Source organism: Chryseobacterium sp. II3a, assembly GCF_057815135.1.
On record NZ_JBYPZJ010000002.1, the window covers coordinates 21,193 to 45,957 of the forward strand.

Annotated in this window: 22 protein-coding genes; 8 read left to right on the forward strand and 14 right to left on the reverse strand. The window is 34.9% G+C overall.

Annotation, left to right across the window (positions count from 1 at the left end; all coding sequences use genetic code 11):
• Nucleotides 1-26 precede the first annotated feature (26 nt).
• The 6 genes from AC3HD6_RS04860 to AC3HD6_RS04885 all read right to left on the reverse strand — a co-directional run bounded on the left by AC3HD6_RS04860 (nt 27) and on the right by AC3HD6_RS04885 (nt 5,415).
• On the reverse strand, nt 27-377 hold the full coding sequence (locus tag AC3HD6_RS04860; protein ID WP_488895358.1) for a four helix bundle protein: 351 nt from the start codon (nt 375-377) through the stop codon (nt 27-29).
• A 70-nt stretch (nt 378-447) separates the two neighbouring features.
• Complete coding sequence (locus AC3HD6_RS04865) at nt 448-1,479, reverse strand: AAA family ATPase (protein ID WP_488895359.1); 1,032 nt, start codon at nt 1,477-1,479, stop codon at nt 448-450.
• A gap of 65 nt (nt 1,480-1,544) precedes the next feature.
• The gene (locus AC3HD6_RS04870) at nt 1,545-2,702 is read right to left on the reverse strand and encodes a hypothetical protein (RefSeq protein WP_488895360.1); all 1,158 of its coding nucleotides are present in this window, start codon (nt 2,700-2,702) and stop codon (nt 1,545-1,547) included.
• 11 nt (nt 2,703-2,713) lie between these two features.
• Nucleotides 2,714-3,445 (reverse strand): DUF4129 domain-containing protein, encoded by a 732-nt coding sequence (locus tag AC3HD6_RS04875; protein WP_488895361.1) that lies wholly within the window; start codon nt 3,443-3,445, stop codon nt 2,714-2,716.
• Between the two features lie 40 nt (nt 3,446-3,485).
• Complete coding sequence (locus tag AC3HD6_RS04880; protein ID WP_488895362.1) at nt 3,486-4,448, reverse strand: DUF4013 domain-containing protein; 963 nt, start codon at nt 4,446-4,448, stop codon at nt 3,486-3,488.
• Complete coding sequence (locus tag AC3HD6_RS04885; RefSeq protein ID WP_488895363.1) at nt 4,432-5,415, reverse strand: stage II sporulation protein M; 984 nt, start codon at nt 5,413-5,415, stop codon at nt 4,432-4,434. Before AC3HD6_RS04885 ends, AC3HD6_RS04880 begins: the two co-directional genes overlap by 17 nt.
• 27 nt (nt 5,416-5,442) lie before the next feature.
• On the opposite strand from AC3HD6_RS04885, the gene AC3HD6_RS04890 reads away from it, so the two are divergent.
• Entirely contained in the window at nt 5,443-6,192 is a 750-nt protein-coding gene (locus AC3HD6_RS04890; protein ID WP_488895364.1) for an RDD family protein, read from the forward strand.
• Nucleotides 6,193-6,314: 122 nt separating this feature from the next.
• Nucleotides 6,315-6,605, forward strand: coding sequence for a GNAT family N-acetyltransferase (locus tag AC3HD6_RS04895; RefSeq protein WP_068940209.1), 291 nt, complete (start codon nt 6,315-6,317; stop codon nt 6,603-6,605).
• On the opposite strand, the gene AC3HD6_RS04900 is transcribed toward AC3HD6_RS04895, so the two are convergent.
• The 5 genes from AC3HD6_RS04900 to smpB all read right to left on the reverse strand — a co-directional run bounded on the left by AC3HD6_RS04900 (nt 6,594) and on the right by smpB (nt 11,397).
• Nucleotides 6,594-7,565: a glycosyltransferase family protein gene (locus tag AC3HD6_RS04900; protein ID WP_488895365.1), complete on the reverse strand. Its 972-nt coding sequence runs from the start codon at nt 7,563-7,565 to the stop codon at nt 6,594-6,596. The genes AC3HD6_RS04895 and AC3HD6_RS04900 overlap by 12 nt on opposite strands.
• On the reverse strand, nt 7,565-8,389 hold the full coding sequence (locus tag AC3HD6_RS04905; protein ID WP_488895366.1) for a UDP-2,3-diacylglucosamine diphosphatase: 825 nt from the start codon (nt 8,387-8,389) through the stop codon (nt 7,565-7,567). The genes AC3HD6_RS04900 and AC3HD6_RS04905 overlap by 1 nt, the downstream gene beginning before the upstream one ends.
• A gap of 137 nt (nt 8,390-8,526) precedes the next feature.
• Nucleotides 8,527-9,267, reverse strand: a complete 741-nt coding sequence (locus tag AC3HD6_RS04910; RefSeq protein ID WP_068940215.1) for a YebC/PmpR family DNA-binding transcriptional regulator — start codon at nt 9,265-9,267, stop codon at nt 8,527-8,529.
• 97 nt (nt 9,268-9,364) lie between these two features.
• Complete coding sequence (locus AC3HD6_RS04915) at nt 9,365-10,861, reverse strand: OmpA family protein (protein WP_488895367.1); 1,497 nt, start codon at nt 10,859-10,861, stop codon at nt 9,365-9,367.
• Between the two features lie 77 nt (nt 10,862-10,938).
• Nucleotides 10,939-11,397, reverse strand: coding sequence for an SsrA-binding protein SmpB (gene smpB / locus AC3HD6_RS04920; protein WP_047427948.1), 459 nt, complete (start codon nt 11,395-11,397; stop codon nt 10,939-10,941).
• 121 nt (nt 11,398-11,518) lie between these two features.
• Between smpB and AC3HD6_RS04925 the strand changes: the two genes are divergently transcribed.
• Nucleotides 11,519-13,141, forward strand: a complete 1,623-nt coding sequence (locus AC3HD6_RS04925) for an ABC-F family ATP-binding cassette domain-containing protein (RefSeq protein ID WP_065395941.1) — start codon at nt 11,519-11,521, stop codon at nt 13,139-13,141.
• A 78-nt stretch (nt 13,142-13,219) separates the two neighbouring features.
• Here the strand turns inward: AC3HD6_RS04925 and AC3HD6_RS04930 are convergent, their stop codons facing one another.
• A complete protein-coding gene (locus tag AC3HD6_RS04930; RefSeq protein WP_488895368.1) occupies nt 13,220-14,029 on the reverse strand; it encodes a M48 family metallopeptidase in 810 nt (269 codons plus the stop codon).
• A gap of 109 nt (nt 14,030-14,138) precedes the next feature.
• Here AC3HD6_RS04930 and recJ point away from each other — a divergent pair, with 109 nt between their 5' ends.
• From recJ to AC3HD6_RS04955, 5 genes are all read left to right on the forward strand, one after another.
• Nucleotides 14,139-15,851, forward strand: a complete 1,713-nt coding sequence (gene recJ / locus AC3HD6_RS04935; RefSeq protein ID WP_488895369.1) for a single-stranded-DNA-specific exonuclease RecJ — start codon at nt 14,139-14,141, stop codon at nt 15,849-15,851.
• Nucleotides 15,852-15,891: 40 nt separating this feature from the next.
• On the forward strand, nt 15,892-16,476 hold the full coding sequence (nadD, locus tag AC3HD6_RS04940; RefSeq protein WP_488895370.1) for a nicotinate (nicotinamide) nucleotide adenylyltransferase: 585 nt from the start codon (nt 15,892-15,894) through the stop codon (nt 16,474-16,476).
• 86 nt (nt 16,477-16,562) lie between these two features.
• Nucleotides 16,563-16,901: a DUF3817 domain-containing protein gene (locus AC3HD6_RS04945; protein WP_488895937.1), complete on the forward strand. Its 339-nt coding sequence runs from the start codon at nt 16,563-16,565 to the stop codon at nt 16,899-16,901.
• 241 nt (nt 16,902-17,142) lie between these two features.
• Nucleotides 17,143-19,419 carry a TonB-dependent receptor domain-containing protein gene (locus tag AC3HD6_RS04950; protein WP_488895371.1) on the forward strand — a complete coding sequence of 759 codons (2,277 nt, stop codon included), beginning with the start codon at nt 17,143-17,145 and terminating at the stop codon, nt 19,417-19,419.
• A 44-nt stretch (nt 19,420-19,463) separates the two neighbouring features.
• Entirely contained in the window at nt 19,464-21,725 is a 2,262-nt protein-coding gene (locus AC3HD6_RS04955) for a TonB-dependent receptor domain-containing protein (protein ID WP_488895372.1), read from the forward strand.
• A 222-nt stretch (nt 21,726-21,947) separates the two neighbouring features.
• Here AC3HD6_RS04955 and AC3HD6_RS04960 read toward each other — a convergent pair whose 3' ends face one another.
• Both AC3HD6_RS04960 and AC3HD6_RS04965 read right to left on the reverse strand, forming a co-directional pair.
• Nucleotides 21,948-23,702: a discoidin domain-containing protein gene (locus AC3HD6_RS04960; protein WP_488895373.1), complete on the reverse strand. Its 1,755-nt coding sequence runs from the start codon at nt 23,700-23,702 to the stop codon at nt 21,948-21,950.
• Between the two features lie 28 nt (nt 23,703-23,730).
• Nucleotides 23,731-24,756 (reverse strand): hypothetical protein, encoded by a 1,026-nt coding sequence (locus AC3HD6_RS04965; RefSeq protein ID WP_488895374.1) that lies wholly within the window; start codon nt 24,754-24,756, stop codon nt 23,731-23,733.
• Nucleotides 24,757-24,765 lie beyond the last annotated feature (9 nt).

Genomic DNA, 24,765 nt, shown 5'->3' on the forward strand with positions numbered 1-24,765 from the left:
GTTCATTCACTTTATGTAAATCATTATTATTGTAGGGAATTAATTAAGCCATTCAACATTTTGGTTATTTCAATAATTTCCTGATTTAATTTTAAATAATCTTCTTCATTTAAAAATTCGAGATTTTTTGAAATTATTAATTCTGTTTCCACTTCTGCACAACTTCCTCTTGATATTTTTAAAAATTGTAGATAATCAGGCTTACTTCTTCTTGAATTTCCTTCAGCAATATTGGATGGTATAGAAACTGCTGCTCTTCTTATTTGTGACATTAGTCCATAGAATTCGTTCTTGGGAAAAGTTTCTGTTGCTCTATAAATTTCAGTAACAAAATCAATAGACTTCTGCCAAACTAAAAGATCTTTAAAATTTGCCATATATAATATTTTGTACTTCAATTAAACTTTATGCTCTATCGACTGCCACCTGCTACCTATTATCTGCTACCTATCTCGGAATTTCTATTCCTTCTAAGATTTGACGGATAATTTCATCGGCAGTAAGTCCTTCCATTTCTCTTTCAGGAGAAACGATCACTCTGTGTCTTAATACGGCATAACTTGCCTCTTTGATATCTTCCGGAGTTACAAAATCTCTTCCTCTCAATGCAGCAAACGCTTTGGAAGCCGTAAGAAGTGCCAATGAAGCTCTTGGTGATGCTCCCAGATACAGGAATTGGTTTTCTCTGGTATTGATAATAATTTTCGCAATATATTCCATCAACTGGGATTCTACGATGATTTCCTTTACCAGATGCTGATATCCTTTCAGCTGCTCTGCTGTGATCACACGATTTACACCTTCTGTTTTATCTTCTTTTTTGCTTTCATGCTGATTTTTAATGATCGTAATCTCCTCTTCAAGGTTTGGATATCCTACATTAATTTTGAATAAGAAACGATCTAGCTGTGCTTCCGGAAGTCTATATGTTCCTTCATGCTCTATCGGGTTTTGCGTAGCTACTACAAGGAACGGCTCTTCCATAATGTAACGGATACCATCCATCGTAATCTGCCTTTCTTCCATTACTTCAAATAATGCTGCCTGGGTTTTCGCAGGCGATCTGTTGATCTCATCAATTAATATAAAGTTGGAGAAAATAGGTCCTTTTTTAAATTCAAATTCAGAGTTTTTTACACTAAAAACTGAAGTACCCAGGATATCTGAAGGCATCAAATCCGGTGTAAACTGAATTCTGCTGAAACCTACATCAATGGTTTTTGCTAATAGCTTTGCGGTAATTGTTTTTGCAACTCCCGGAACCCCCTCTATGAGAACATGTCCGTTTGAAAGTAATGCCGCCAGAAGATGTTCTATCATCTTCTCCTGTCCTACAATAACTTTTCCTATTTCTGCTTTTACTTTATCAAGACTTGCACGAAGCTCAATCATATCAATTCTTGACTGGAACTGATCTTCGTTTTTATTAAGGTTTATAGAAGATTGATTTTCTATGTTTGGGTTATCAAGATTTTCCATAATTTTTTATTTTGGGTTTGATAGGACTTCGTTCTATCTTTGGCTAAATCGTCCCTTCGGGACTCTTATTTTAATATCTCGTCTAATAATTTATTGATTCTCGTCAGGTCTTCTTTCATCACACTGGCATATGGATCCTGCGCTCTTTTGATAAGACTAATGGCTTCATTAATCATGTCTGTAGGCTTTCCTGTTTTCAACTGTAGCTTCTTGGCAAATTCTTCATCTAAGTTTTGAGTATCAATCAGAAGATCTATTCTTACTTTATTCAGAAAATACTGAGCTTTTTTAGCCATCATATCATGAAAATCACCTTCCTGAAGATAAAGATTTCCAATGCTTTTTACAAAATCCAATGATGTATTTCTCAATGGCTCTATAACAGGTACAATTCTTTGTTTTCTTCTGGCATTAAAGAAAATAAAAAGTATGAGCCCACCTAGGAATATCCACCATGCATACTTTAACGCCGGGTTTCCTAATACAAACCTCATGAAGAAACGTGAAGTTTTGGTATTATTATCCACAAACCAAATGGTTTCTCTATCCTGAAGATAAGAAAATACATCCTGTACATATTTTACATTTCCGGGCTTCAATAGATAGTAATTAGTAAGAAAAAGCGGCTCATTATGTATGAAAAATTTTCCTTTTCCAAATTTCACTTTAATAAAGTTAGCCTGGTCCGTGTTTTTCTTTTCTACTGTTTTCCCTAGAACTTCTATTCCCGGTTTGATAAATGAAAAACCTCTTCCCGAAGGAAATTTATCCAATTGAATAAAATCATTCTGATATTTCTTATCAGTAAGCTTCAGCACATTTTCCTCTTCAAAAGAAATTTCTGAACTATGAAACCCAATACTATCCGCAACTTCCTTAGGCATACGATGCATAATCAGCATAGCATCAGAACCTTTAGATACCTGATCCATGATTTTCTTCCAGGACTCGGAATCAATATCCGTTTCAATGATGACAATATTATGAGCTTCTTTTTGTTGCTGGCTATAGTATTCGTAAGGAGCACGATCAATTTTCTTGAGATGTGTTTTAAAAAGATCTTTAGCTTCATTATTAAAAACAAAAAGACCAAATGGAGACTTCTCATTAATATCAAAGTTTTTACGCCAATCTGTAGTCTCTTTTTTATTTACTTCAAGCAACGCCAAAATAACCATCACAACGATGAAGATCACAGCATATATTCTGAAAGTCTTATTCATGGTTAATCGGGTTATGGTTTAAATGCCTGGTATTGATTTTTAAATTTCTGGTAACTCTGTTCATCAATTTTGAACTCTCCATACCATACATAATCGAAAATGTAGGAAAGATCAGAGAATTCGCTCTTAAGGTGAGTAGCTTTTACTTCTGCTACATAATCTTTATTGGTTTTTTCAGGGTTCCAGTTAATTAGTTTTTTATCACTTAATTTTTTTAGAATGAATAGGAACTGATAACGGACAGCTGAGCGGTAATCTCCTGTAAGTTCAAATTTCGCAATACTCTCAGGGAAATTAATTTCATGGATATTTTCATGCAGTTCCTCTACATTCAGAGCCAGCTTTTTATTCTTTTTACCGAATATAAAGTTCCCATCTTTCCCAAGAATATATTTGATGATAAAATAAAGAAGAAAACCAACCAGAATAATCGCAAAAAGACGAATAAGCGTCCCTGTTAGTTCTGAAGATTTTGCAAAAACCGTTTCTCCAAAAATACTTCTTAAAATACGGTCTACTTTTCTCAACAGCTTTTGCCAAAAGGATTCTCTGGGCTTTGATACCGAATAATCATACTCATTTCCTTTGTATCTCGACGGAATATCTTTCTTAAATTCTTTGGAGTAGAGTTCATTTTCTGAAACTGGATTCTTCTTCAATACAGAATCTGCCGGCAGCATATTGTGATAATGGCCTGTTGTATACAGCGAATCTTCCATATAATCTTCATCTTGAGCCTTCATAAAGCTTAAGGAGAATACAAATAATATGAAAAAAAGAGCCTTATTCATTGATCCCAATCGTATCTATTTCTTCAAGTTCAATTTTCTGATGAAGATCTGTCCTGCTGTCATAATACATCAATCCGGCATTCACATACAAAAGGTTGGAAAGGAAGAATGAAAGCAGCATTGAAATTCCATAAAATACAAAAAAAGCAATCCCAAAAGCTCCTGTAAAAGGATTTTGCTCAAAATTTCCATCCGGAGAAGTGGTAAGTACCGAGCCATAGAAAAAAATCATCGGAATATAGGTAAAGACAGAGCTGGCAATGGTTGTAATGATGAATATTACAAATGCTCCACCCCAGTATTTCCAATAAGGAGACTTTTCGCTTCCATTAGGATAGGAAAACTGGGAACGAATAGAATAACTTAAGCTTTCCATGAAGCCTCTGTCAGAATTAAAATAATCATACATCAGAAATGTTATCACATTAAACAATGTAGGATATACTATCATGACAAGAAAGATCCCAATAAGTACAAATATCAGAAGGTATGAAAATCCTATTACAAATAAAGACAAAGGAGCTACAATAAATGTTATTCCCAGGCATAGTTTAGCAATTCGTCCGGCATTTTTTTTGAAATCACCTAAAATTTCATCGGTCTTTATATTGTTTGCTCCACCCGCAATTCTTTTCAGATAAAAGACAGGATACAAATAATTGATAATCGCCAAAATCATAAAAAGCAGAAAGGTAAGAACTCCTACTCCAATCAGCATCCCGCCATTCTCTGAAAAATAACGTTCAAAATAATAGGAATCTCCATTTAAATTGGAGCCAAAAATCTGAGAAAAAAGTTCTTTATATCCGAAAATAAAAACAGTTACCATTAAAATCAACAGCAAACCGTTAATCAGGATATAGTTTTTAAAATAATTTTTTCCGTATAATTTGAAAAAGTTGAAACTATCACTAATGAAAGTTCCAAAATCTCTTTTTTTATAAAATTGTATCATGGATGTGTTTGTTAGTTTTTTTATTAACTATTGAAGGATATACAAAATAGTAAAATCCTATAATGGCCAATGACCCCAGAATAATAATAAGATTCAGGATCAGAGGCATTGTTAAAGCATGTCTTGTCACATAACCTTCGATAATTCCGGCACAAATAGTGAAAGGAACAGTACTTAAAAATATTTTAAAAGAATCTTTAAATCCTTTTTTAAAAGAATTAAATCTTGAAAATGTTCTTGGAAACAGAATAGAGGCTCCTAAAATCAATCCGCACATCGCTTCTACTACCATCGCAAAGATTTCAAAGACTCCATGGAGCCAGATTCCTCTTGCACTCTGTTTCAACGCTCCGTAATCATAGAAAAAGTACTGGAAAGAGCCCAGCATAACACTGTTCGAAAGCAGTGCAAATAAAGTTCCCACGCCGCCTGCAATTCCGTAAATATATAATTTGGCTCCTACCTGAATATTATTGAAAATGATGCCAATGGTTGTCCCCCAGGTTGTTCCGCTCTGGTAAACTCCAACTGCATTATTCTTTTTGATATTTTCGATGGTTTCGTTTACATAGCTTTCTCCAAGAATGATATTCACAAAATCTTTATCATAAATAGCAGAAAGTACTCCTATCGAAGTAAAAAGAACAAAAAACAGAAAAGCATACAACAGATATCTCCGATACTGATACACCAATAGCGGCACTTCTGTTTTAAAGAAATACACGAGTCTGTTCTCCTCTACTCTTTTCGTTTTATAAATCTTTTGAAAGATCTGGGAAGATAAGTGATTCAGATAAACAGTAGTATTGCTTTTAGGATAGTAAGTCTGTGCAAAAGAAAGATCGTTGATCAGGTTAATATACAACGAAGACAGGTCATCAGGATTTTTTTTTATTTTCCCATCAATAACCTGTTCTATTCCCAACCATTTTTCTTTATTTTGTTTAATGAAATAAACTTCTCTCATAACTGTAAGGCTAAAATAATAAAAAATATGTCTCAGATCGCGATAAATACCTCACAAAATGTAAATATTAACTTCAATACGGCAAGTGTTGGAGAAAGAATGCTTGCATTTATCATTGATCTCCTGATAAGGGTTGCTTACATTGTCATTATTCTTTATTTGTTTTTCAATATACTGGATTTGGGGTATTTGCTGAATAATCTGGATAATTGGTCTGTAATGGCCATTTATATCATTCTTACATTCCCTACCTATATTTACCCTCTTGTTTTGGAAAGTTTAATGGAAGGACAGACTCCCGGAAAAAAACTCATGAAAATCAGGGTGGTAAAGATTGATGGATATCAGGCTAGTTTTGGAGATTATATGATCCGTTGGGTATTCAGACTCATTGATGTATCCTTTGCCGGAGTGGTAGGCTTAATTTCAATGATTGTTTCCAAAAATAATCAGCGTTTGGGAGATATTGCTTCCGGAACAGCAGTAATTTCTCTAAAAAACAATATCAATATTTCTCATACTATCCTTGAAAATATCAATGATGATTATGTACCTTCATTTCCTCAGGTGATTGCATTAAGTGACAATGATATGAGAATCATCAAAGATAATTATACTAAAGCTGTGAAATCTGGTGACCGTCAGATCATTAGTAAACTTTCCGACAAGATCAAAAGCATCCTGAAACTGGAAATAGATCCTACAAAAATGACAGAAAAGCAGTTTATTAATGTTATTATTAAAGACTATAATTATTACACTGGGAAGGATAATTAATACACTATTAATAGTCAATTTTGCTTTGCAAGTAAATAGTGAATGATAAGACTATTGAAATGAATTCATTTTAGCTGTCCTCATAATTTTTCGTATCTTTATTAGCAATTAAGTCCTTTATCATGAAATTTGAAAACAACAGATCCGGAAACGGCGGAGTTCTTACCCTGAATAATGAAATAAAAGAAGTTGGAAGATTAACCTATACCATTTTTCCCGAAGATCAAAAACTGATTATTTCTTTTGTTTTGGTTCATCCTGAATTTGAAGGAAGGGGAATGGGGAAATATTTAGTAGAAGAAGCCATCAAATTTGCAAGAGAAAACAACTGGAATGTTTACCCTCACTGCTCGTATGCCAGAGCCGTTATGATGAGAATGAATGATGTGGATGATATTTTCTTAAAGAGCTAAAACATCCTTCACCAGGATTTCTTCAATATTATCCGGATAATCTACGACCAAATGATGGTCTGAAGCCACCCACTCCATAATTTCCTGCAGATTTAAAACTTTAGAGTTAGGAATTCCCATTTTGTCCAGAGCACAAGCATTGCATTCCTGCTCATACTGGTTATGAATTGGAATTACAAAGAGTTTTTTATCCATAAAAAGAGCTTCAGCAGGAGTTTCGAAACCGGCGTTGCATAGGATTCCTTCACACCCTTCAAAATATTTCAGATATTGAATTTCATCAATAGGGAATACTTCGACATTTTTTACTTTTACCTGTACTTTACTATATTTTGAAAATACTTTCCACTCTACCGGAATTTTCCTAAGAACCTTAATAATATTTTCATCTGCAAAGCTTGGAAGATAAACCAAATAATATCCTTTTTTGTAAGGATTCAGATTTCTGATCTTTTTTCGAATGACTGGTTTTTTGATTTGTGGATGATAATTTTCAAAATGGAAGCCGATCTTCCTTTCACTGGGAACATAATATTTCAAAATCATTTCTCCCAGAAAATCTTTCTTTTCAGGTTTAGGTGTTTCCGGGAAACTCATAGAGGCCTGATGACTAAGCTCAATCATAGGCAGGTTCTTCAATTTAGAAGCCCATCCTGTTAAAGGTTCATAATCATTGATGATAAGATCATATTGAGAAAGTTCTAAATTTCTTATAGTTTTTGCTGCATCAATGAATTTATTGTCGGTAAATGTTTTTCGATAAGATAAACCACCTGTTTTATTATACAGAAGGGAAATACCCCTATATTGAAAATTAATGTCAAAATCAGCCTTTAACTGTGATTGATGACCACTAATGAGTGTATCTACCGAAGCATACTTTTTGAGTATCGGAATAATCTCCTGTGCTCTGGCCACATGCCCATTGCCGGTACCCTGAAATGCATACAAGATCTTCATTAGGTAAAATTGGTTACGATTTTTAAAAGCTCAGAATTATCTATCTCATGAATTTCCTCAATTTCATCATCTTTCAGCAAATGCTTATGATCATCATAATAAAAAATTTTCCATTCCTTATCATGATATTCTAAAGCGGATAGATTTTCAATCCAATCTCCTGAGTTCAGATAAGTACAAGATCCTTTTTTATTAACAACTTCCCGAATCTGCGGCTGATGAATATGTCCGCAAACCACATAGTCATATTGGTTATCAATGGCCAGTTCGGAAGCGGTGAGTTCAAAATCTCCAATGTACTTTACCGCTTTCTTCACATTATTTTTAATCTTTTTTGAAAATGAATATTTTTCTTTACCCATTTTCTCCAAAAACCAATTTACTACATTATTGATGATAATTAAAAGATCGTATCCTTTTCCGCCAAGTTTGGCGATCCATTTGGAATGCTGGACGGATGCATCGAAAACATCACCATGAAAAATCCAGGTTTTCTTCTGATCAACAGTCAAACAGATTTTATTACAGACTTTAAGTTTTCCCAATTCAAAATCGGTAAACTTACGGAACATCTCATCGTGATTGCCTGTAATATAATAAACATCCGTATTCTTGGTAGCAAATGAAAGGATCTTTCGGATCACCTTCAAATGAGGTTTAGGGAAGTAAGACTTTTTGAATTGCCAGATATCAATGATATCACCATTCAAAACCAAAGTTTTAGGCTGGATAGAATTGAGGTATCTCAGCAATTCCTTAGCCTTACATCCATAAGTTCCCAAATGAACATCCGATATGACAACTAACTCAACGTTTCTTTTCATCCGTATATTTTTCAGCTTTTATATTTGCCGCACGGAACGCCTATTATTTTTGATATCAAAAACATGTTAAGACGTTTCATAGTTTTTTACAAAGAAACTAATTGAAAGTTAACTGTATATGAATGCTATATTATTTTTTATAAAGAGTCCATCAACTCTTCAGTGATTTCCATATTGTGGTAAACGTTTTGCACATCATCATCATCTTCGAAACGCTCAAGCATTTTCATATTGGCTTTGAACTGCTCTAGATTAACCTCCTTGGTATTGTTTGGAATTCTTTGTAGTTCTGCACTTTTCGCCTCAATTCCAAGTTCATCCAATTTGTGAGATAAAGATCCAAAATCTTCAAAAGCCGTAGTAATCATTACTTCTTCTTCATCCTTTTCTACATCTTCCGCTCCACCATCAATCATTTCCATTTCGAAATCATCCCACTCCATTTTTACTTGAGCTAAATCGATTGTAAAAATACCTTTTCTATCAAAGATAAATGCAAGCTCACCATTTTTACCCAGGTTTCCGTCAAACTTATTGAAAATAGCCCTTACGTTCGCTACCGTTCTGGTTGTATTGTTTGTAGTACACTCTACAAAGAAAGCAACACCTCCTTGTCCATATCCTTCATATGTAACTTCTTCATAGTTTTCAGCATCTGCACCGCTTGCTTTTTTAATAGCTCTTTCTACGTTATCCTTAGGCATGTTTGCCCCTTTAGCATTTTGGATACATCTTCTCAATGCCGGATTAGCTTCAGGATCTGTTCCTCCCGCTTTTACTGCCAATGCAATATCTTTACCTATTTTAGAGAAAGTTTTGGCCATTTTATCCCATCTGGCCATTTTAGAAGCTTTTCTATATTCAAATGCTCTTCCCATTTTTAATTTTTAAATTTTCAACAAAATTACTTAAAAGTCTACAAAAAAAAAATACCTCCAAAATAAATTGGAGGTATTCATTATTTAGAAAAATTAATTATTTTTTCTTTTTAGCTGGAGCTTTTTTCTTAGCTGGAGCTTTTTTAGCTTTTTTCACTACAGCCTTCTTCTCTACTACTTCTAGATCAGATTTCTTAAGTGCATCCCAAGCAGCACCGTTGATAGCTTCAACAACTACTTTTCTGTCAACCATTCTGTCAGCGTCAGAAGCTTTTGCAGGAACTTGAGCATCTCTTGAACCTACACCTGTAGATTTCAATTGAGTTCCGCTAACACCTCTTGTTTCAAGAGCAGCAACTACAGCAGCAGCTCTTTCTCTTGAAAGTTTCAAGTTGTAAGCAGCAGCACCTTTAGCATCTGTGTGACCTGTTACTAAGAAAGTACCGTCGTTAGATTGCTTAATGATTGTAGCAGCTTGATCTAATTTACCGTTAGATTCTGGTCTGATAGTCGCTTTGTTGAAGTTGAACAAGATATCTTTAAGAGCTCCTGTAGCTTCATCAGCGATAACTTTTGTAGGTTTAGGACATCCGTTGTATTCTGGAAGACCTGGAACAGTAGGACAAGCATCATCTTTATCTAAGATACCGTCACCGTCTGTATCTGGCCAAGGACAACCTTTGTTTTCAGCAGGACCTGCAACAGTAGGACAAGCATCATCTTTGTCGATAACACCATCACCGTCTGTATCTGGCCAAGGACAACCGTTGTTTTCAACTGGACCAGCTACATCTGGACATTGATCGTCTTTATCTGGAACTCCGTCACCGTCAGTATCAGGACATCCTTGGAATTCTGGTAAACCTGGAGTATCTGGACAAAGATCGTCTTTGTCTAGGATACCATCCTTATCTCTGTCTCTGTTTCCGAATCTGAATAAGATAGAAGCAGAAGCTTGCCAGAAGTTAGCAACAGTAGATTTATCACCTGGAGTTGATACATAATCTCCTTGGATACCAAGACCGAAGTTTTTAGTTACCCAGAAGTTAGCACCAGCACCTGTAGCTACTGTAAAGTGGTTAGCTTTACCGTTTTCGTTACCATCCTTACCATTTGGAACAGATTCACCTTTGTAGTCATTTCTTGGGAAAGAAAGAGAAGTGTAATCATGTCTTAAATAGTTTGCACCTACTCTTAAGTAAGGGTCAAACCAAGACTCTTCGTTCCATAAAAGACCAGCACCGTGAGCTTGGAAACCAAGACCTGTCATTAGGAAAAATTCTTTCCCCATGTTGAATCTTTTGTTTTCAACATTCCCAACAGAAGTCTGCCAGTCAATAACTAAACCTTTACCAACGTTTCTAGCAACTGTTAACTTAGATAATGGAGGTGTAATAGAGAAGTTGTTCAAATTGAACATTCTCTTCGTTAGATTATTAGCAGAGAACGTATTACTGAAACTTGTCTGTGCTGCCTTGTGGTTTTCCGCATGAGCACCAACTCCGATCAACCACGGATTGTTGGTAGTCTGGGCAAAGACAGTAGAGGCAACAGTAAGCGCCAATGCTGAAATTCCTAATTTTAGATTTTTCATAGAATTAAATGATTAAATAATTGATAATGCAAAATAAATATAATTTTTCTTTATATACAAAGTTTTTCAAATGATTTTTAACTTTTCTTTAATATTCTGTCCAGGTTCCGCTTATTTTCTCTATCTTTAATGGCCTCTCTTTTATCGAAAAGCTTTTTCCCTCTACCCAGCGCTATCAGCACTTTTGCTTTACCTCGATCAGTGATATATAATTTCAAAGGTATAATCGTGTTCCCTGCATCTTTTAACTTTTTTTCAAGTTTTTGCAATTCTTTTTTGTGCAAGAGCAATTTCCGTTCCCTTTTTGTTTTATGATTGTAAAAAGTTCCTAATTTATACTCATCAATCATCATGTTGATGATGTATAATTCCCCATCAATAAACTGACAGAACGATTCTGTGATAGATGCTTTGGAAGAGCGTAAAGATTTTATTTCTGTACCTGTTAAAACCATCCCGGCTTCGTATTCTTCAAGAATTTCATATTCAAATCGGGCCCTTTTATTTAATATATTAACTGTTTTCTCAATCTTCATTATTTTAAAATTTCGTTAATGAAATATATAAAAAATACCATACATTTAAAAACTTGACTATTATATTATTACAAAATACCCAAATTCTTTTCGTATTTTTGCGCCAAATTTACAAAACTATATGTTAACAGTATCTAACTTATCTTTACAATTCGGGAAAAGAGTTCTTTTTGACGAGGTAAATATTATGTTTACCAAAGGAAACTGCTACGGGATCATCGGAGCAAACGGGGCGGGAAAGTCTACATTCCTTAAAATATTAACGGGAAAGCAAGATCCTACAACAGGTCACGTATCTCTGGAACCAGGGAAAAGAATGTCAGTTTTAGAGCAGGACCACTTTGCTTACGATCAATTTACTGTTCTTGAGGCTGTATTAAGAGGTAATAAAAAATTATTTGAGATAAAGGAGGAAATGGATGCGCTATATGCAAAAGAAGATTTCTCCGATGAAGATGGAATTAAAGCAGGTGAATTAGGTGTAATCTATGATGAAATGGGTGGATGGACTGCAGAATCTGATGCACAAACCATGTTATCTAACGTAGGAATCAGTGATGATATGCACTGGCAGATGATGAGTGAACTTGAGAACAAAGACAAAGTAAAGGTTCTTTTGGCTCAGGCACTTTTCGGTAATCCTGATGTATTGATTCTGGATGAGCCTACCAACGACCTTGACATTGATACAATTTCTTGGTTAGAGGATTTCCTTGCTGATTACGAAAATACAGTAATTGTAGTATCTCACGACCGTCACTTCTTGGATACAGTATGTACTCACATTGGTGACTTAGATTACTCTAAACTTAACCTTTATACAGGTAACTACTCTTTCTGGTATCAGGCATCTCAATTAGCAACAAGACAAAGAGCACAGGCTAACAAAAAAGCTGAAGAAAAGAAGAAAGAACTTCAGGACTTCATCGCTAGATTCAGTTCTAACGTTGCTAAAGCTAAACAGGCTACTGCAAGAAAGAAAATGATCGACAAATTAAACATTGACGACATTAAGCCTTCTTCAAGAAGATATCCGGCAATCATTTTTGAAATGGAAAGAGAAGCGGGAGATCAAATTCTTGATGTAAAAGGTCTTGAAAAAACAAAAGACGGCGAGTTATTATTCTCTAATATTGACCTAAACCTTAAAAAAGGAGATAAAGTAGCTGTACTTTCTAAAAACTCTTTAGCAATCACTGAATTCTTTGAAATTCTAGCTGGAAATGTTGAAGCAGACAAAGGAACTGTAGCTTGGGGAGTTACGACAAACCAGTCTCACATGCCTTTAGATAATACTAATTTCTTCCAGGAGGATTTAAGCCTGGTTGATTGGTTGAGACAATTCACTAAGAATGATGAAGAGCGTCACGAAGAATTCGTAAGAGGATTCCTAGGAAGAATGCTTTTCTCTGGCGATGAAGCTTTGAAATCTTGTAAAGTACTTTCTGGAGGTGAAAAAATGAGATGTATGTTCAGTAGAATGATGCTTCAGAAAGCTAACGTTCTTTTATTGGATGAGCCTACCAACCACTTAGACCTTGAAAGTATCACAACATTGAACAACTCATTGTCTAACTTCAAAGGAAACCTTTTATTGGCATCTCATGACCACGAAATGTTGTCAACTGTCTGTAACAGAATCATTGAACTGACTCCTAACGGAATTATTGACAGAGAAATGACTTATGATGAATATCTTGCTGATAAAAAAGTAAAAGAATTAAGAGAAAAAATGTATTCTTAATCTGATACATCAAATGAATATAAAAATACCTCAAAGCAATGCTTTGAGGTATTTTCGTTTAAACAATAAATAAAATAATTATTTTGTAAGTTTCGTTGTTGGAAGAGCAACCGTTCCCGGATCTTTCCATAATCCGTCTTTTTCTGCTCTCTTTTTAATAGCCTGAGCTCTTTTTTCACTGTCCGGGTGAGAATTAAACATTTTTTCAAAACCAGATTGTGTACTTCCTCCCGATAATAAAGCTAATTTCTTGAAAGCGGTATAAGCTCCCACTACATCATATTTATTAGCTTTCATAAAGTCATAAGAATAGGTATCTGCTTCAGATTCCTGCTTTTTACTGTGAGTAGCATCTAAAAATTCGTTTGCCATTTTTCCGATCTGGCTATCATTAAGAGTAGCTACTGTACCGGATGCTGATGATGCTGCATCTAATGCTGCTGCTTTTAAGTAGGCAGATTTCATGGCATCTTTTGTATCTTCATTTTTAACGTGACCGATTTCGTGGCCAATCACAGCCAATAATTCGTTATCTGTCATAATATCCATTAAAGAAGAAAATACACGTACACTTCCGTCTGCACAGGCAAAAGCATTAATATCTTTTACTTTATAAACTTTATAGTTCAAATTCAGACCATCTTGTGATTTGTGTTTTCCAAACAGTTTATTCAATCGTACTGTATAAGGATCTTTTGGTCCTGCTACAGGATTGTTTTTATCCATCCAATCTACAGATTCTTTGGACAATTTAATAGCATCTTCGTTCGTAAACGTTAAAGCTTTTGCACCTTTTGAAACAACCCCGGCAGCTTTTCCGAGATTAAATTGTGCATTCATTGAATTCATTGCGCCTAAAAAAGTAAGGCATACGATAATTTTTTTCATAGTCATTTAAATTTGGAGCACGAAGGTAATCAATTTTTAACAATTATTAAGTCAAAACTTAGATCCCTATCCCATCAAAATGCTATTTTTTTTCCTTATTTTTGTGAACATGAGTCAAAAATGGATTTACAAGCCCGAACCCGATGAGGAAATTGTGGACGGACTGAGTTCGTCACTTGGTTTTGGTACTTTTGAATCTAAACTTCTCGTTCTAAGAGGAATTGACAATTATCAGAAGGCGAGAGAATTTTTCAAACCAAACCTTAACGATATACACAACCCGTTTTTAATGGCAGATATGCAAAAAGCTGTAGAGCGTATTGCCACTGCAATTGAAAATGGTGAAAAGATATTGGTATATGGTGACTATGATGTGGATGGAACTACCGCAGTTGCCTTAATGTACCTTTACCTCAGCAAAATTGTTGAGAAAAAATATCTGGATTATTATATTCCGGACAGAAATTCTGAAGGATACGGAATTTCTACAGAGGGAATTGATTTTGCCAAAGAGAATGGTTTTTCATTAATCATTGCTTTAGACTGCGGAATTAAGGCTCTCGATATGATTAATTATGCTTCCAGCCTGGGAATAGATTTTATTATCTGTGATCACCACCTTCCTGGTGAAGAAATTCCTAATGCTGCTGCAGTTCTTGACCCTAAAAGAAGTGACTGCCGTTATCCGTTCAAGGAACTTTCCGGTTGCGGCGTTGGTTTTAAGCTTTGCCAGGGACTTAATACAATTTATAAACTTCCGGATGCCGAGCTATTTGAACTCACAGATCTTCTGGCTATTTCCATTGCCGCTGATATTGTTTCAATGACCGGAGAAAACAGAGTTCTTGCTAAAATGGGATTGAAAACCCTTAGAAAAACAAGAAACCTTGGATTAAGATTATTAATCCCGGAAGATAAACTGTCTCATTTTGAAATTTCAAATATTGTTTTTGAAATTGCTCCTAAAATAAATGCTGCCGGAAGAATTTCCCATGGAAAAGCAGCGGTAGAACTTATGGTTTCTGAAAACCTGAAACATGCCAACCAGATTGTGAGCGATATCATGAACCTCAACGATGAAAGGCGTGAACTGGACATGAACTCTACCCTTTCTGCTCTGAATCAAATTATAGAATCTCAGCAGGAGACAAAACATACCACCATTGTTTACCATCCTGAATGGAACAAGGGAGTCATTGGAATTGTAGCATCAAGACTTATTGAAACCTACTATAAACCGACGCTGGTATTTACAGACGGAAATAATGGGGAAATGGTAGCTTCTGCACGATCTGTTTCAGATTTTGATGTTCATGAAGCACTTGATTTATGTTCTGAATATTTCCTTAAATTCGGAGGGCATCATGCTGCTGCCGGACTTTCAATGGAGAAAGATAAGTTTGAAGCATTTAAAGTAAAATTTGAACAAATTGTTTCTGAAAAAATTCAGGATCATCAAAAAGAACCTTCTATCTCAATTGACACTGAAATTACCGTTGACGAAATTAACAGGGAGTTCATCAATTTCCATAGAAAACTAGCTCCTTTTGGGCCTCACAATATGAAACCCATTTTTACTTTATCTAACCAAAAGCTTTCTGGTTATGTAAAAACAATGGGTAAAGATAACAATCACCTGAAATTCTATATCAAGCAGGAATCTACAGGAAGAAATATTGAATGTGTAGGCTTTAAGCTCGGACAGTTTGTAGAAGATTTTAAAAATAAAAATTTTGATCTTGCCTTTACTTTGGAAGAAAATCACTGGAAAGGCAATGTTACTCATTATCTTAATATTAAAGACGTAAAGTTTAGGGATTAGATAGTTTCATTTGTAATACTATCCTGCCTGTCTAACAAATATGAAAAAAATCGGTCTATTCTTCGGATCTTTTAATCCGATTCATATCGGACATCTTATTTTGGCTAATTATATTCTGGAAAATTCAGATATGGATGAGCTGTGGTTTGTAGTAAGCCCACAGAATCCGTTCAAAGACAAAAAGTCTTTGTTGAAGGATCACAACCGATTGGATATGGTACAGCTGGCAGTGAAAAATTATCCGAATATGCGTGCTTCCAATGTGGAGTTTTCGCTTCCGAAACCGAGTTATACTATTGATACGCTTACTTATCTGCATGAAAAACATCCGGAGTATTCTTTCAGCCTGATTATGGGAGAAGATAATCTGGACAGCCTTCACAAGTGGAAGAATTCTGATGCTTTGATTAAAAATCATCATATTATTGTTTATCCAAGGGTATTTGAAGGAGAAAAGAAGGATTCTGAATATCTTCAGCATGAAAACATCTCTCTGATCAAAGCTCCGGTGATCGAACTTTCTGCTACAGAAATTCGTAATATGATCAAAGATGATAAGAATGTAAGGCCTATGCTGCCACCTGAAGTTTTTGAATATTTGGATGGAAGTAACTTTTATAAGTAATTTTGCAATACCAGAAAATTAGAGGGCAAAAATGAGAAGTTCGAGAAAGTCTCTTACTTTTTAGCTTTCAAAATATGCTTATAAAAATGGACTTCATCGAAAAATTCTTCTCAAAATATTCTCAGGAAAAACTTATTAAATGGTTTAAACAGATTTGTCTTGCAGAGGCCATTTCATGTGTCCTATTATATGGTGTGGCGATGATCTGGATTCGATATGATGAAAACCTGTATTCTATTATTTTCATTAGTGTAATTGGTAGTTTACACGGATTATTTTTTACCCTTTATCTTTTACTCTGTCTTCCTGCCAGAAAGATTTACAACTGGGATGATGAAGATTTTGTATTCGCCCTATTATCTGCTTTTTTTCCTTTTGCTACGGTATGGGTAGATAAAAAACTGGCGAAATTCGACAGAGAATAAATTATTTTTTCATAAAATTTCATGTTTTACTGTAACAAAATTATTGTTACAGTTGTCTTATTATACAGAAAGGTCAAGCAATCAATATTTTAATTTAAATTTTTACCAACTGTAAATCAACATGTTATATATTATAATAAATATTTTTAAGTACTTTGTATTGCATGATACTGAATTTATTATATATCTTTGTAATGTAAAATAACAAACCATACAAGCTATTAATTAAAAAATAATAATCATGAAAACTCAAATTCTCATTGCAGCTCTATTCTTCAGCGGACTTGTCTCCGCTCAACAGAAAAAAGATAGTTTGAAAGTAAATGCTATTGAGTCAGTCAATATCAAGAAACAAGTTTTCAAAAAACAGGGAGACCGTCTTGTGTATGATGTAGCAGCTTCTCCTATTGCAAAAGGTACTAATACTTTTAACCTTTTAAAACAAACTCCAATGATTTCCAGTATTGATGGCAAAACGCTTAAAATCCTTGGTAAATCTGATGCTGTTATTTACATCAACAATAAAAAAAGTAATATGGATGCTGAGGCATTGATTGAGATGCTAAAGTCTACTCCATCTGAAGATATTCAGAAAATCGAAGTGATTACGGTTCCTGGCAGTGAATTTCAGGTGGAATCTAAAGAAGGGGTTATCAATATTGTGATGAAGAAGAACAAAAACAATGGTTATAACGGGACTTTGAAAATGCAGAATGAGCAGGCTTATTACAACAATCCTAATGCAGGAGGATCTTTCAACTTCAGACAGGGAAAATGGTCAGGAAATTCTAATTTTAGAATGGGAAGCTGGACTGAAAGACAAAGATATACGCTTTCCAACGGAGACCCTACCTTCAGAAATGAATCTTATGGTTCCAATGATGATCCGAATAAAAACTTTGGCGGCGGGTTTAATATTGATTATGAGATCAGTAAGAAACAAAGCCTGGGACTTTCTTATAATATGAGATATAATAAGAGTTTCAATTCTATTCTGGATATGACGAATTGGCAAAACGGAGTATTGATGGACAGAACGGTTAATCATGAAGATGCCCAAACCAGAAACCATTCTTTCAATTTAAATTATGAGATTAAGACAGATTCTATAGGCAGCAAACTTACTACCAATGTTTCTTATTTGTGGTTTAACAGAGATAAAGTAAGTTTTAATGAAAGTATTCCATTTAATCTTGACCCTTCTAGTGAAGCCTATAAAAAGAGATACTCTGCTTTACAACAGTCAGTCCCTCAAATTATCAATAATTATGCTGCTAATATAGATTATTTGAAAAAAACAGCTAAAGGAGCAACCTGGTTAATGGGAGTGAGTTATAATTATACCAATACAGATAATGATACCAGACAAGACAAATTAATTGGTGATGAGTTTGTAATGGATCCAAAACAGACCAATCATTTCATCTATAAAGAAAATATTCTAGGTATTTATTTAAACTACGAAAGAAAACTTACCGAAAAATTGTCCGGGAAAGTAGGAGCCCGCTACGAAATGACCAGAAGTACCGGAGATATTCTTGGAAAAACAGGGTTTGAGAGAAATTATAATAACCTGCTTCCTTATCTGAATTTAAACTATGCTATCAATTCTGATCATAATTTAAGTTACACATTCTCCAGTAGAATCAGAAGACCAAGATTCTGGGAACTGAATCCCTCCAGAACCTATTTCACTCCTACCAATTATACTCAGAATAATCCGTTTGTACTTGCAGCTAAGTTCTATAATCAGGAATTGAATTATATGTACAAAAATGCATTCTATGCTAACCTGAGTTATACAATGGTAGATGATGCTGCAGCTTCTGACCTGCTTCCTTTACAGGGAATTTTAACTACTCCGCAAAAGGATGAAAATGGTAATTACATATATGATGAAGCAGGTAATATGCTTATGGATAAAATAAGATTCCTGAGATACATCAGAACCAATTATGGTAAGAACAGAGAAATCAGTCTAACGCTTGGAATGAACAAGTCCTGGTTTAAAGATATCTGGACCACCAACTATTCTGTGAATCTAGGATATATTACTTACACCGGCGGAGTATGGCAAGATCCAACTTCTCAACTTGGACCTTATGAAAGTGAAGAACTGGAGCCTTATATCGTAGACGTTAAAAACTACAATATGTCTGCAACCATCAACAATATTATTCGTCTTTCTTCTAAAAAGGACTGGTTTCTGGGTGTTAATTACTTTTTCGGAAGCAAAGTAGCCATGGAAGGAGGTACAATTGGGGTAAGACAAAGCTTTGATATCAGTGTGAAGAAAATTATTGGTGACTGGACTATTGTTGCGGAAGGTAACGATTTATTTAACCAGAGTTTCTACAGAGTCAATGGGGTACAGCCTAACGGGAAATACAATAATATCACCAACTTTAATTATCCACGATTAATAAGTATTGGAGTAACCTACAATTTCGGAAATCAGAAACTAAAAAAAGCAAGGGAAATGAAATCAGCCAACGATGCTGTAAGATCAAGAACCTAATCAATAAAAACTTATTTCACTTAACCACTCTTAAAAAAAATAACATGAAACGTATACTTTTGTCAATAGCTGTCATATTCGGGACTTGTGCTTTTGCTCAGGAAAAAAAATCTGACACGACAAAAACTAAAAATATAGAAGGGATTACCATTACCAAACAGGTTTTCAAAAAACAAAGTGACCGTCTGGTATATGATGTTGCTTCTTCGCCTATAGCAAAAGGAAATACAACCTTCGATATTCTCAAGCAAACTCCACTGTTGTCTTCTACTGATGATAAAACATTAAAGATTGCAGGGAAAAACAATGTCCTTATCTATATCAATGGAAGAAAATCCAATATGGATGCAGAATCGCTGGCTCAGTTCCTGAAAAATACTCCAGCAGAAAACATTCAGAAAATTGAGGTAATTACAGTTCCCGGAAGTGAATATCAAGTAGAATCTTCGGATGGGATCATCAATATCGTTTTAAAGAAAAAAATGAGTGACGGTCTTAACGGAAACATGAGGTTCTCCAATACTCAAGGCAAATACAATGCAAGCCAGGCAAGCTTCTCTGCTAATTACAGAAAAGATAAACTGGGAATAAGTGCCAGCCTCAGTGGTGGTGAGAATATTGAAGCTCAAACCTATACTCTTAGAAATAGCAGCGATAGTTCATCCAATGAATCTACTGGTGATATTGATGACCCAAATAAGAACATTGGAGGCTATCTGAATATAGACTATCAATTAAATGATAAAAGCAACTTAGCATTATCATGGAATACATGGGCCAATAAGAGTTATAATTCTACGGTAAACCTTTTCAATACGATTATTACTCCTCAAAAAGATCCCAAATATACCTGGTCTAAAAACAAAGAGGATGCAAGAAGTTACAATAACTCACTGAACTTAAATTATGAATTAAAAACTGATTCTTTAGGGAGTAAGCTGAATGTAAATGCATCTTATCTGAACTATAAAAAATTCCAATATATCAATAATATGACGTACAATTCTAACATCAATAGAGAGGTATTAGGATGGAGTACACAATTGATACAGGATCTGCCGCAGGTCATCAATAATTTCTCAGGAATGGTAGATTACATTCAGAAATTCAAGAATGATCTGACCATATCTGTGGGTGGGAATTATAATAAAACAAAAACAGATAACGATACTAAAAACGATACCTATATTTTTGGTACACCACCAGTATTTGAACCCAAGCCTAATCATTTTGTCTATAATGAAAACATTTATGGATTTTATATTACGGCTGAGAAAAAGTTCTCGGATAAATTCTCAGGAAAACTGGGAACAAGGTATGAGATTACCAACAGTTTAGGAACATCAGATAATCCACCTTCAGATGCTGAAGCTCTTAAAAGGATTGAAAGAAATTACAATAACCTACTTCCTTACCTAAGCCTTAATTATGCAATCAATGATAAGAATAATATCTCCTATTCATTTTCAAGCAGAATGAGAAGACCCAGCTTTTGGGAATTAAATCCAGTAAAAAATAAACTGACAGATAATAATTATACTCAAAACAATCCTTTTGTAAAAGCTTCCTCTACTTATAATCAGGAGCTGATGTATATGTATAATAATTCATATTTTGTTGTTTTAAACCATTCTTATATTAAAGATGCCATTACTCAGGTTCCTTTACAGGGATATCCTGTGAAACCAAATGGAGATGTGGGCCAAGATCTTGCCTTAAGATACATCAGAACGAATTTTGGAGACCGACAGGAAATGTCTGCTATGGTGGGAATTCAAAAATCATTCTTTAAACAATACTGGACAACCAACTTCAGCATTGGTGTTCAACATAACAGAAACAACGGAAGCCTGGATATGGATCCTACTACAGGAGACCGATTCAAAGATGAGTTTGGAAACTATGTAACTTATGTCAATGATATCAATTCTACCAGTCTTTTGATTCAGACCAACAATACCATTCGTCTTGATAAAGCGAAAACGTGGTTTCTTGGGGTAAATTTCTTCTACATAGATAAACAGCAGATAGAATTGGGTATGTTACGAGGGTTATCAAGTTTGGATCTTAGCATCAAGAAAAACTGGAACGACTGGACGTTTGCATTGAATGTAAATGATGTTTTAAGAACCAATATTGTAGTAATTGATGATTACCAAAGCAACGGGAACTATAACTATATCCACCAGAATCAGTATAAAAGAAACTTAACAGTGAGCCTTACTTACAATTTCGGAAATAAAAAGCTGAAAAAGGTAAGAGATATTGAAGGGGCATCCGATTCTATCAAAAGCAGAACCAGATAAAACTATCTTTCTTCATATTCAATCAAATTATTTTGTACAGAAACCTGTTGATTCTTCAACAGGTTTTTTATCTTTAATTGTATGAAAAAGAAAATGATTCCTTATTGCTAAAATATAAAACTAATAAAAATAGTTGATAACCCTACTCTTATACATCAATAACTTCCCTCTCCCTGCTTCCTACTTCCTTACAATATCTTACAAGCTCAAATAAATATTATCTTATTCAGATTTTACAACTTCCGTTCTTTCAGACATTCCATTAGCATTGAAAGCTTCAATCTGAAAATAATAAGCATCTGCTCTGTCTGCACCTGTAAAGAAATATTCATTCTTCCCGTATACCATAATGCTTCCGTACAATTTATCAGGAGATTTTCCCCAATAGATTACATAGCCATCTGCTTCAGGATTTTGCTGCCACTTCATCCAAATACTTCTTCTTTCCCCATATTTCTTAGCATCAGCTCTTAGAGGTACAAATCCCTGTACTTTTTTAGGCTTCTCCCCTGCTCCTTTTCCGAATACCCTGAAACCGCTCAATGCAAATTTTCCTGTAGGCATTTTAAGGTTTTCCATTTTAAGGAATCTTGCCGTTGATGGTTTTTCAAACTCTATATAATCATGAGGAACATCTTTTGTATTTTTGCTTTTATCCACAATGACCTTCCAATTTTTCCCATCATTGGAACCATAGATTTTGTACTGATGCATTTTTCCTAAGGTTTTCCCCATAAACTCAGCATCCTGATCCGCATAGTTAATCTGAATGGCATTGATGGTGGATACTTCCCCAAGATCAGTTTGAAACCACTCCCCTGAATTCCCAGTTTTGGCACTCCAGTAGGTCTTAATATCTTCATCTACGACAAAGTTGGGCTGATAGCTCCCCAACGTGGATGAAACCTGAACAGGCTTATTATAATTCAGCAGCATCCATCCGGCAAAAAGGCCTTTTGAAAAATCTTTTCCCTGTGCATACTGCGGAAGATAAGTTGGGTAATCTCCATAAGCCGTATTGGTATACATCACATCGTCTTTATCGAATCCTGCCGGCCATATTCCCAATCTTCTTTCAAAATTATTTTTTGTGGAAATAAAAATGGTTGAAACATGCCACCAGTTCTTATAATTATCTTCAAAAGTAGCCCCATGCCCGGCTCCTCTTGCAAATCCTCCAGGTTTATAAGAGAATGGATTATGCTGTTGGTATTCGAAGCCTTCTAAAGGGTTTTTACTAACATATACTCCGTCTGAGTACCCGCTGAACTCTGTCGCCGGTGCACCATACTGCATATAATATTTTCCATTATGTTTGGTCATCCAGGCTCCTTCTACAAAAGGCTGAAGAAAAACATTATCATTGTATTCCCCAAATCTTTCCCATCCATGGTCTTCGGGCTTCAGTTTGATGATTGGTTTTACAAAGCCTTCGGATTGAAGGGTTTTAACTTTTACTTCTGTTCCCAGTAAAGGCCATTCGTTGCTGGATCCCCAGTACAAATAGAGTTTATTTTTATCTTCATCATAATGGAATGCAGGATCCCAAGCCCCTACCTTTAAAGTATCCACGGCAATTTTCCAGTCGTCTTTGGTAGGATCTGTACTTTTCCAGATAGGAAAATCCTGTTCCCAGGTAGAACCATACACATACAGCGTATCTTTCATTGCCCATACTGCTGGAGCGTTGAGATCGTGGATATACTTATTATCTCTGAGAAATTTTCTTTTGATAAACTTCCAGTCCAGCATGTTATCACTATACCAGTATCCTTCCTGATTGGTAGAAAAAAGGAACAATTTATTTTTAAAATTGACAATTACAGGGTCTGCTGTAGCACGGTGTTTCCCTTGTTTTGAAAAAACTTCAAAAGGGGTATATCCATAATCTATATTGATAGGATTGCAGAACGTTTTCTGCTGCCCACCTACTAATATTCCGAGGAGTATTGCTAAAGATAAAAAGTATTGTCTCATTTTTAGATTTTAAACATTCCAGACAAAGTTAATTAACTTTTTTCGGTCTTCTCCAGATAAATCCATCCAAAAGATAATGAGTAAGCTGCGGAACAACCAATAAAGGAATTAAAAACTGAAGCAGGCTTTCTGATACATTCAGATTCATTGAAAAGTGTTCATTCCATACCAAGGTTTCCCATAGAAATTCTTCAAGTAAGGCTAAACATAAAATGATAGCTACAAATAAAAAGATTCCTGAAAACGGCTTAAAAACCTGCATCCAGTTCAACTGGCGGTCATCTTTTTGTTTAATCTCACGGATATAAATCAAAGCGATATAGGGAATTCCATGAGAAACTACATTCAGAAAGGTAAAAAGCAGATCATTATTAAAATATACAATTCCGAAATACCAGGACAAATAAGTTCCTGTGATCAATGCTGTTTTAGGAATATTGATCGCCTTGGTTTTAATGAATTCAACCACAGTTTTTATCATCCAAACTGCTAAAATTAAAACATACAAAACCGTGATAAAACCAATATAATCTGGTAAATTTTTAAGCCAGTCAAATTCATTATTTACAAACCAGGTAAAAGCACGCGGGGTCTGAAACCAATACAGCATTGGAAAAACAGTGGCAGCATATACGGCAACCTCATCTATTTTCTTGCTCCAGTTATCCGGCTCAAAACGAGCATAGATCCTCATAAAACCGTACTGTTGGCGGATAAAATGAAATACTGCAATCAATGCCAGTACAGACCAAAAGGTAAGGCTGCCCATCTGAAATAAAGCAATTCCCAAGCACCAACTTATGGTAGGAACTCCAAAATACAGCAGTTTTCTCTTCTGTACTTCGGTCTTTACAAAATAGGTTTTAAACAAAGTGGAATACACATGTGCTACATCTACGAAAACAATCAGGAAAAGCCACGTATAAAAGGAATAATGGTTCTCCAGGTTCTGAATCTGTTTCTGAAAAAGAAAAATGATCAGCAGCACCAGAAACGGTGGAGATAAAATAAACCACCAGTCTGTTTTTGCATTATGTATCCAAGGTTGTTTCATAAGTGGATA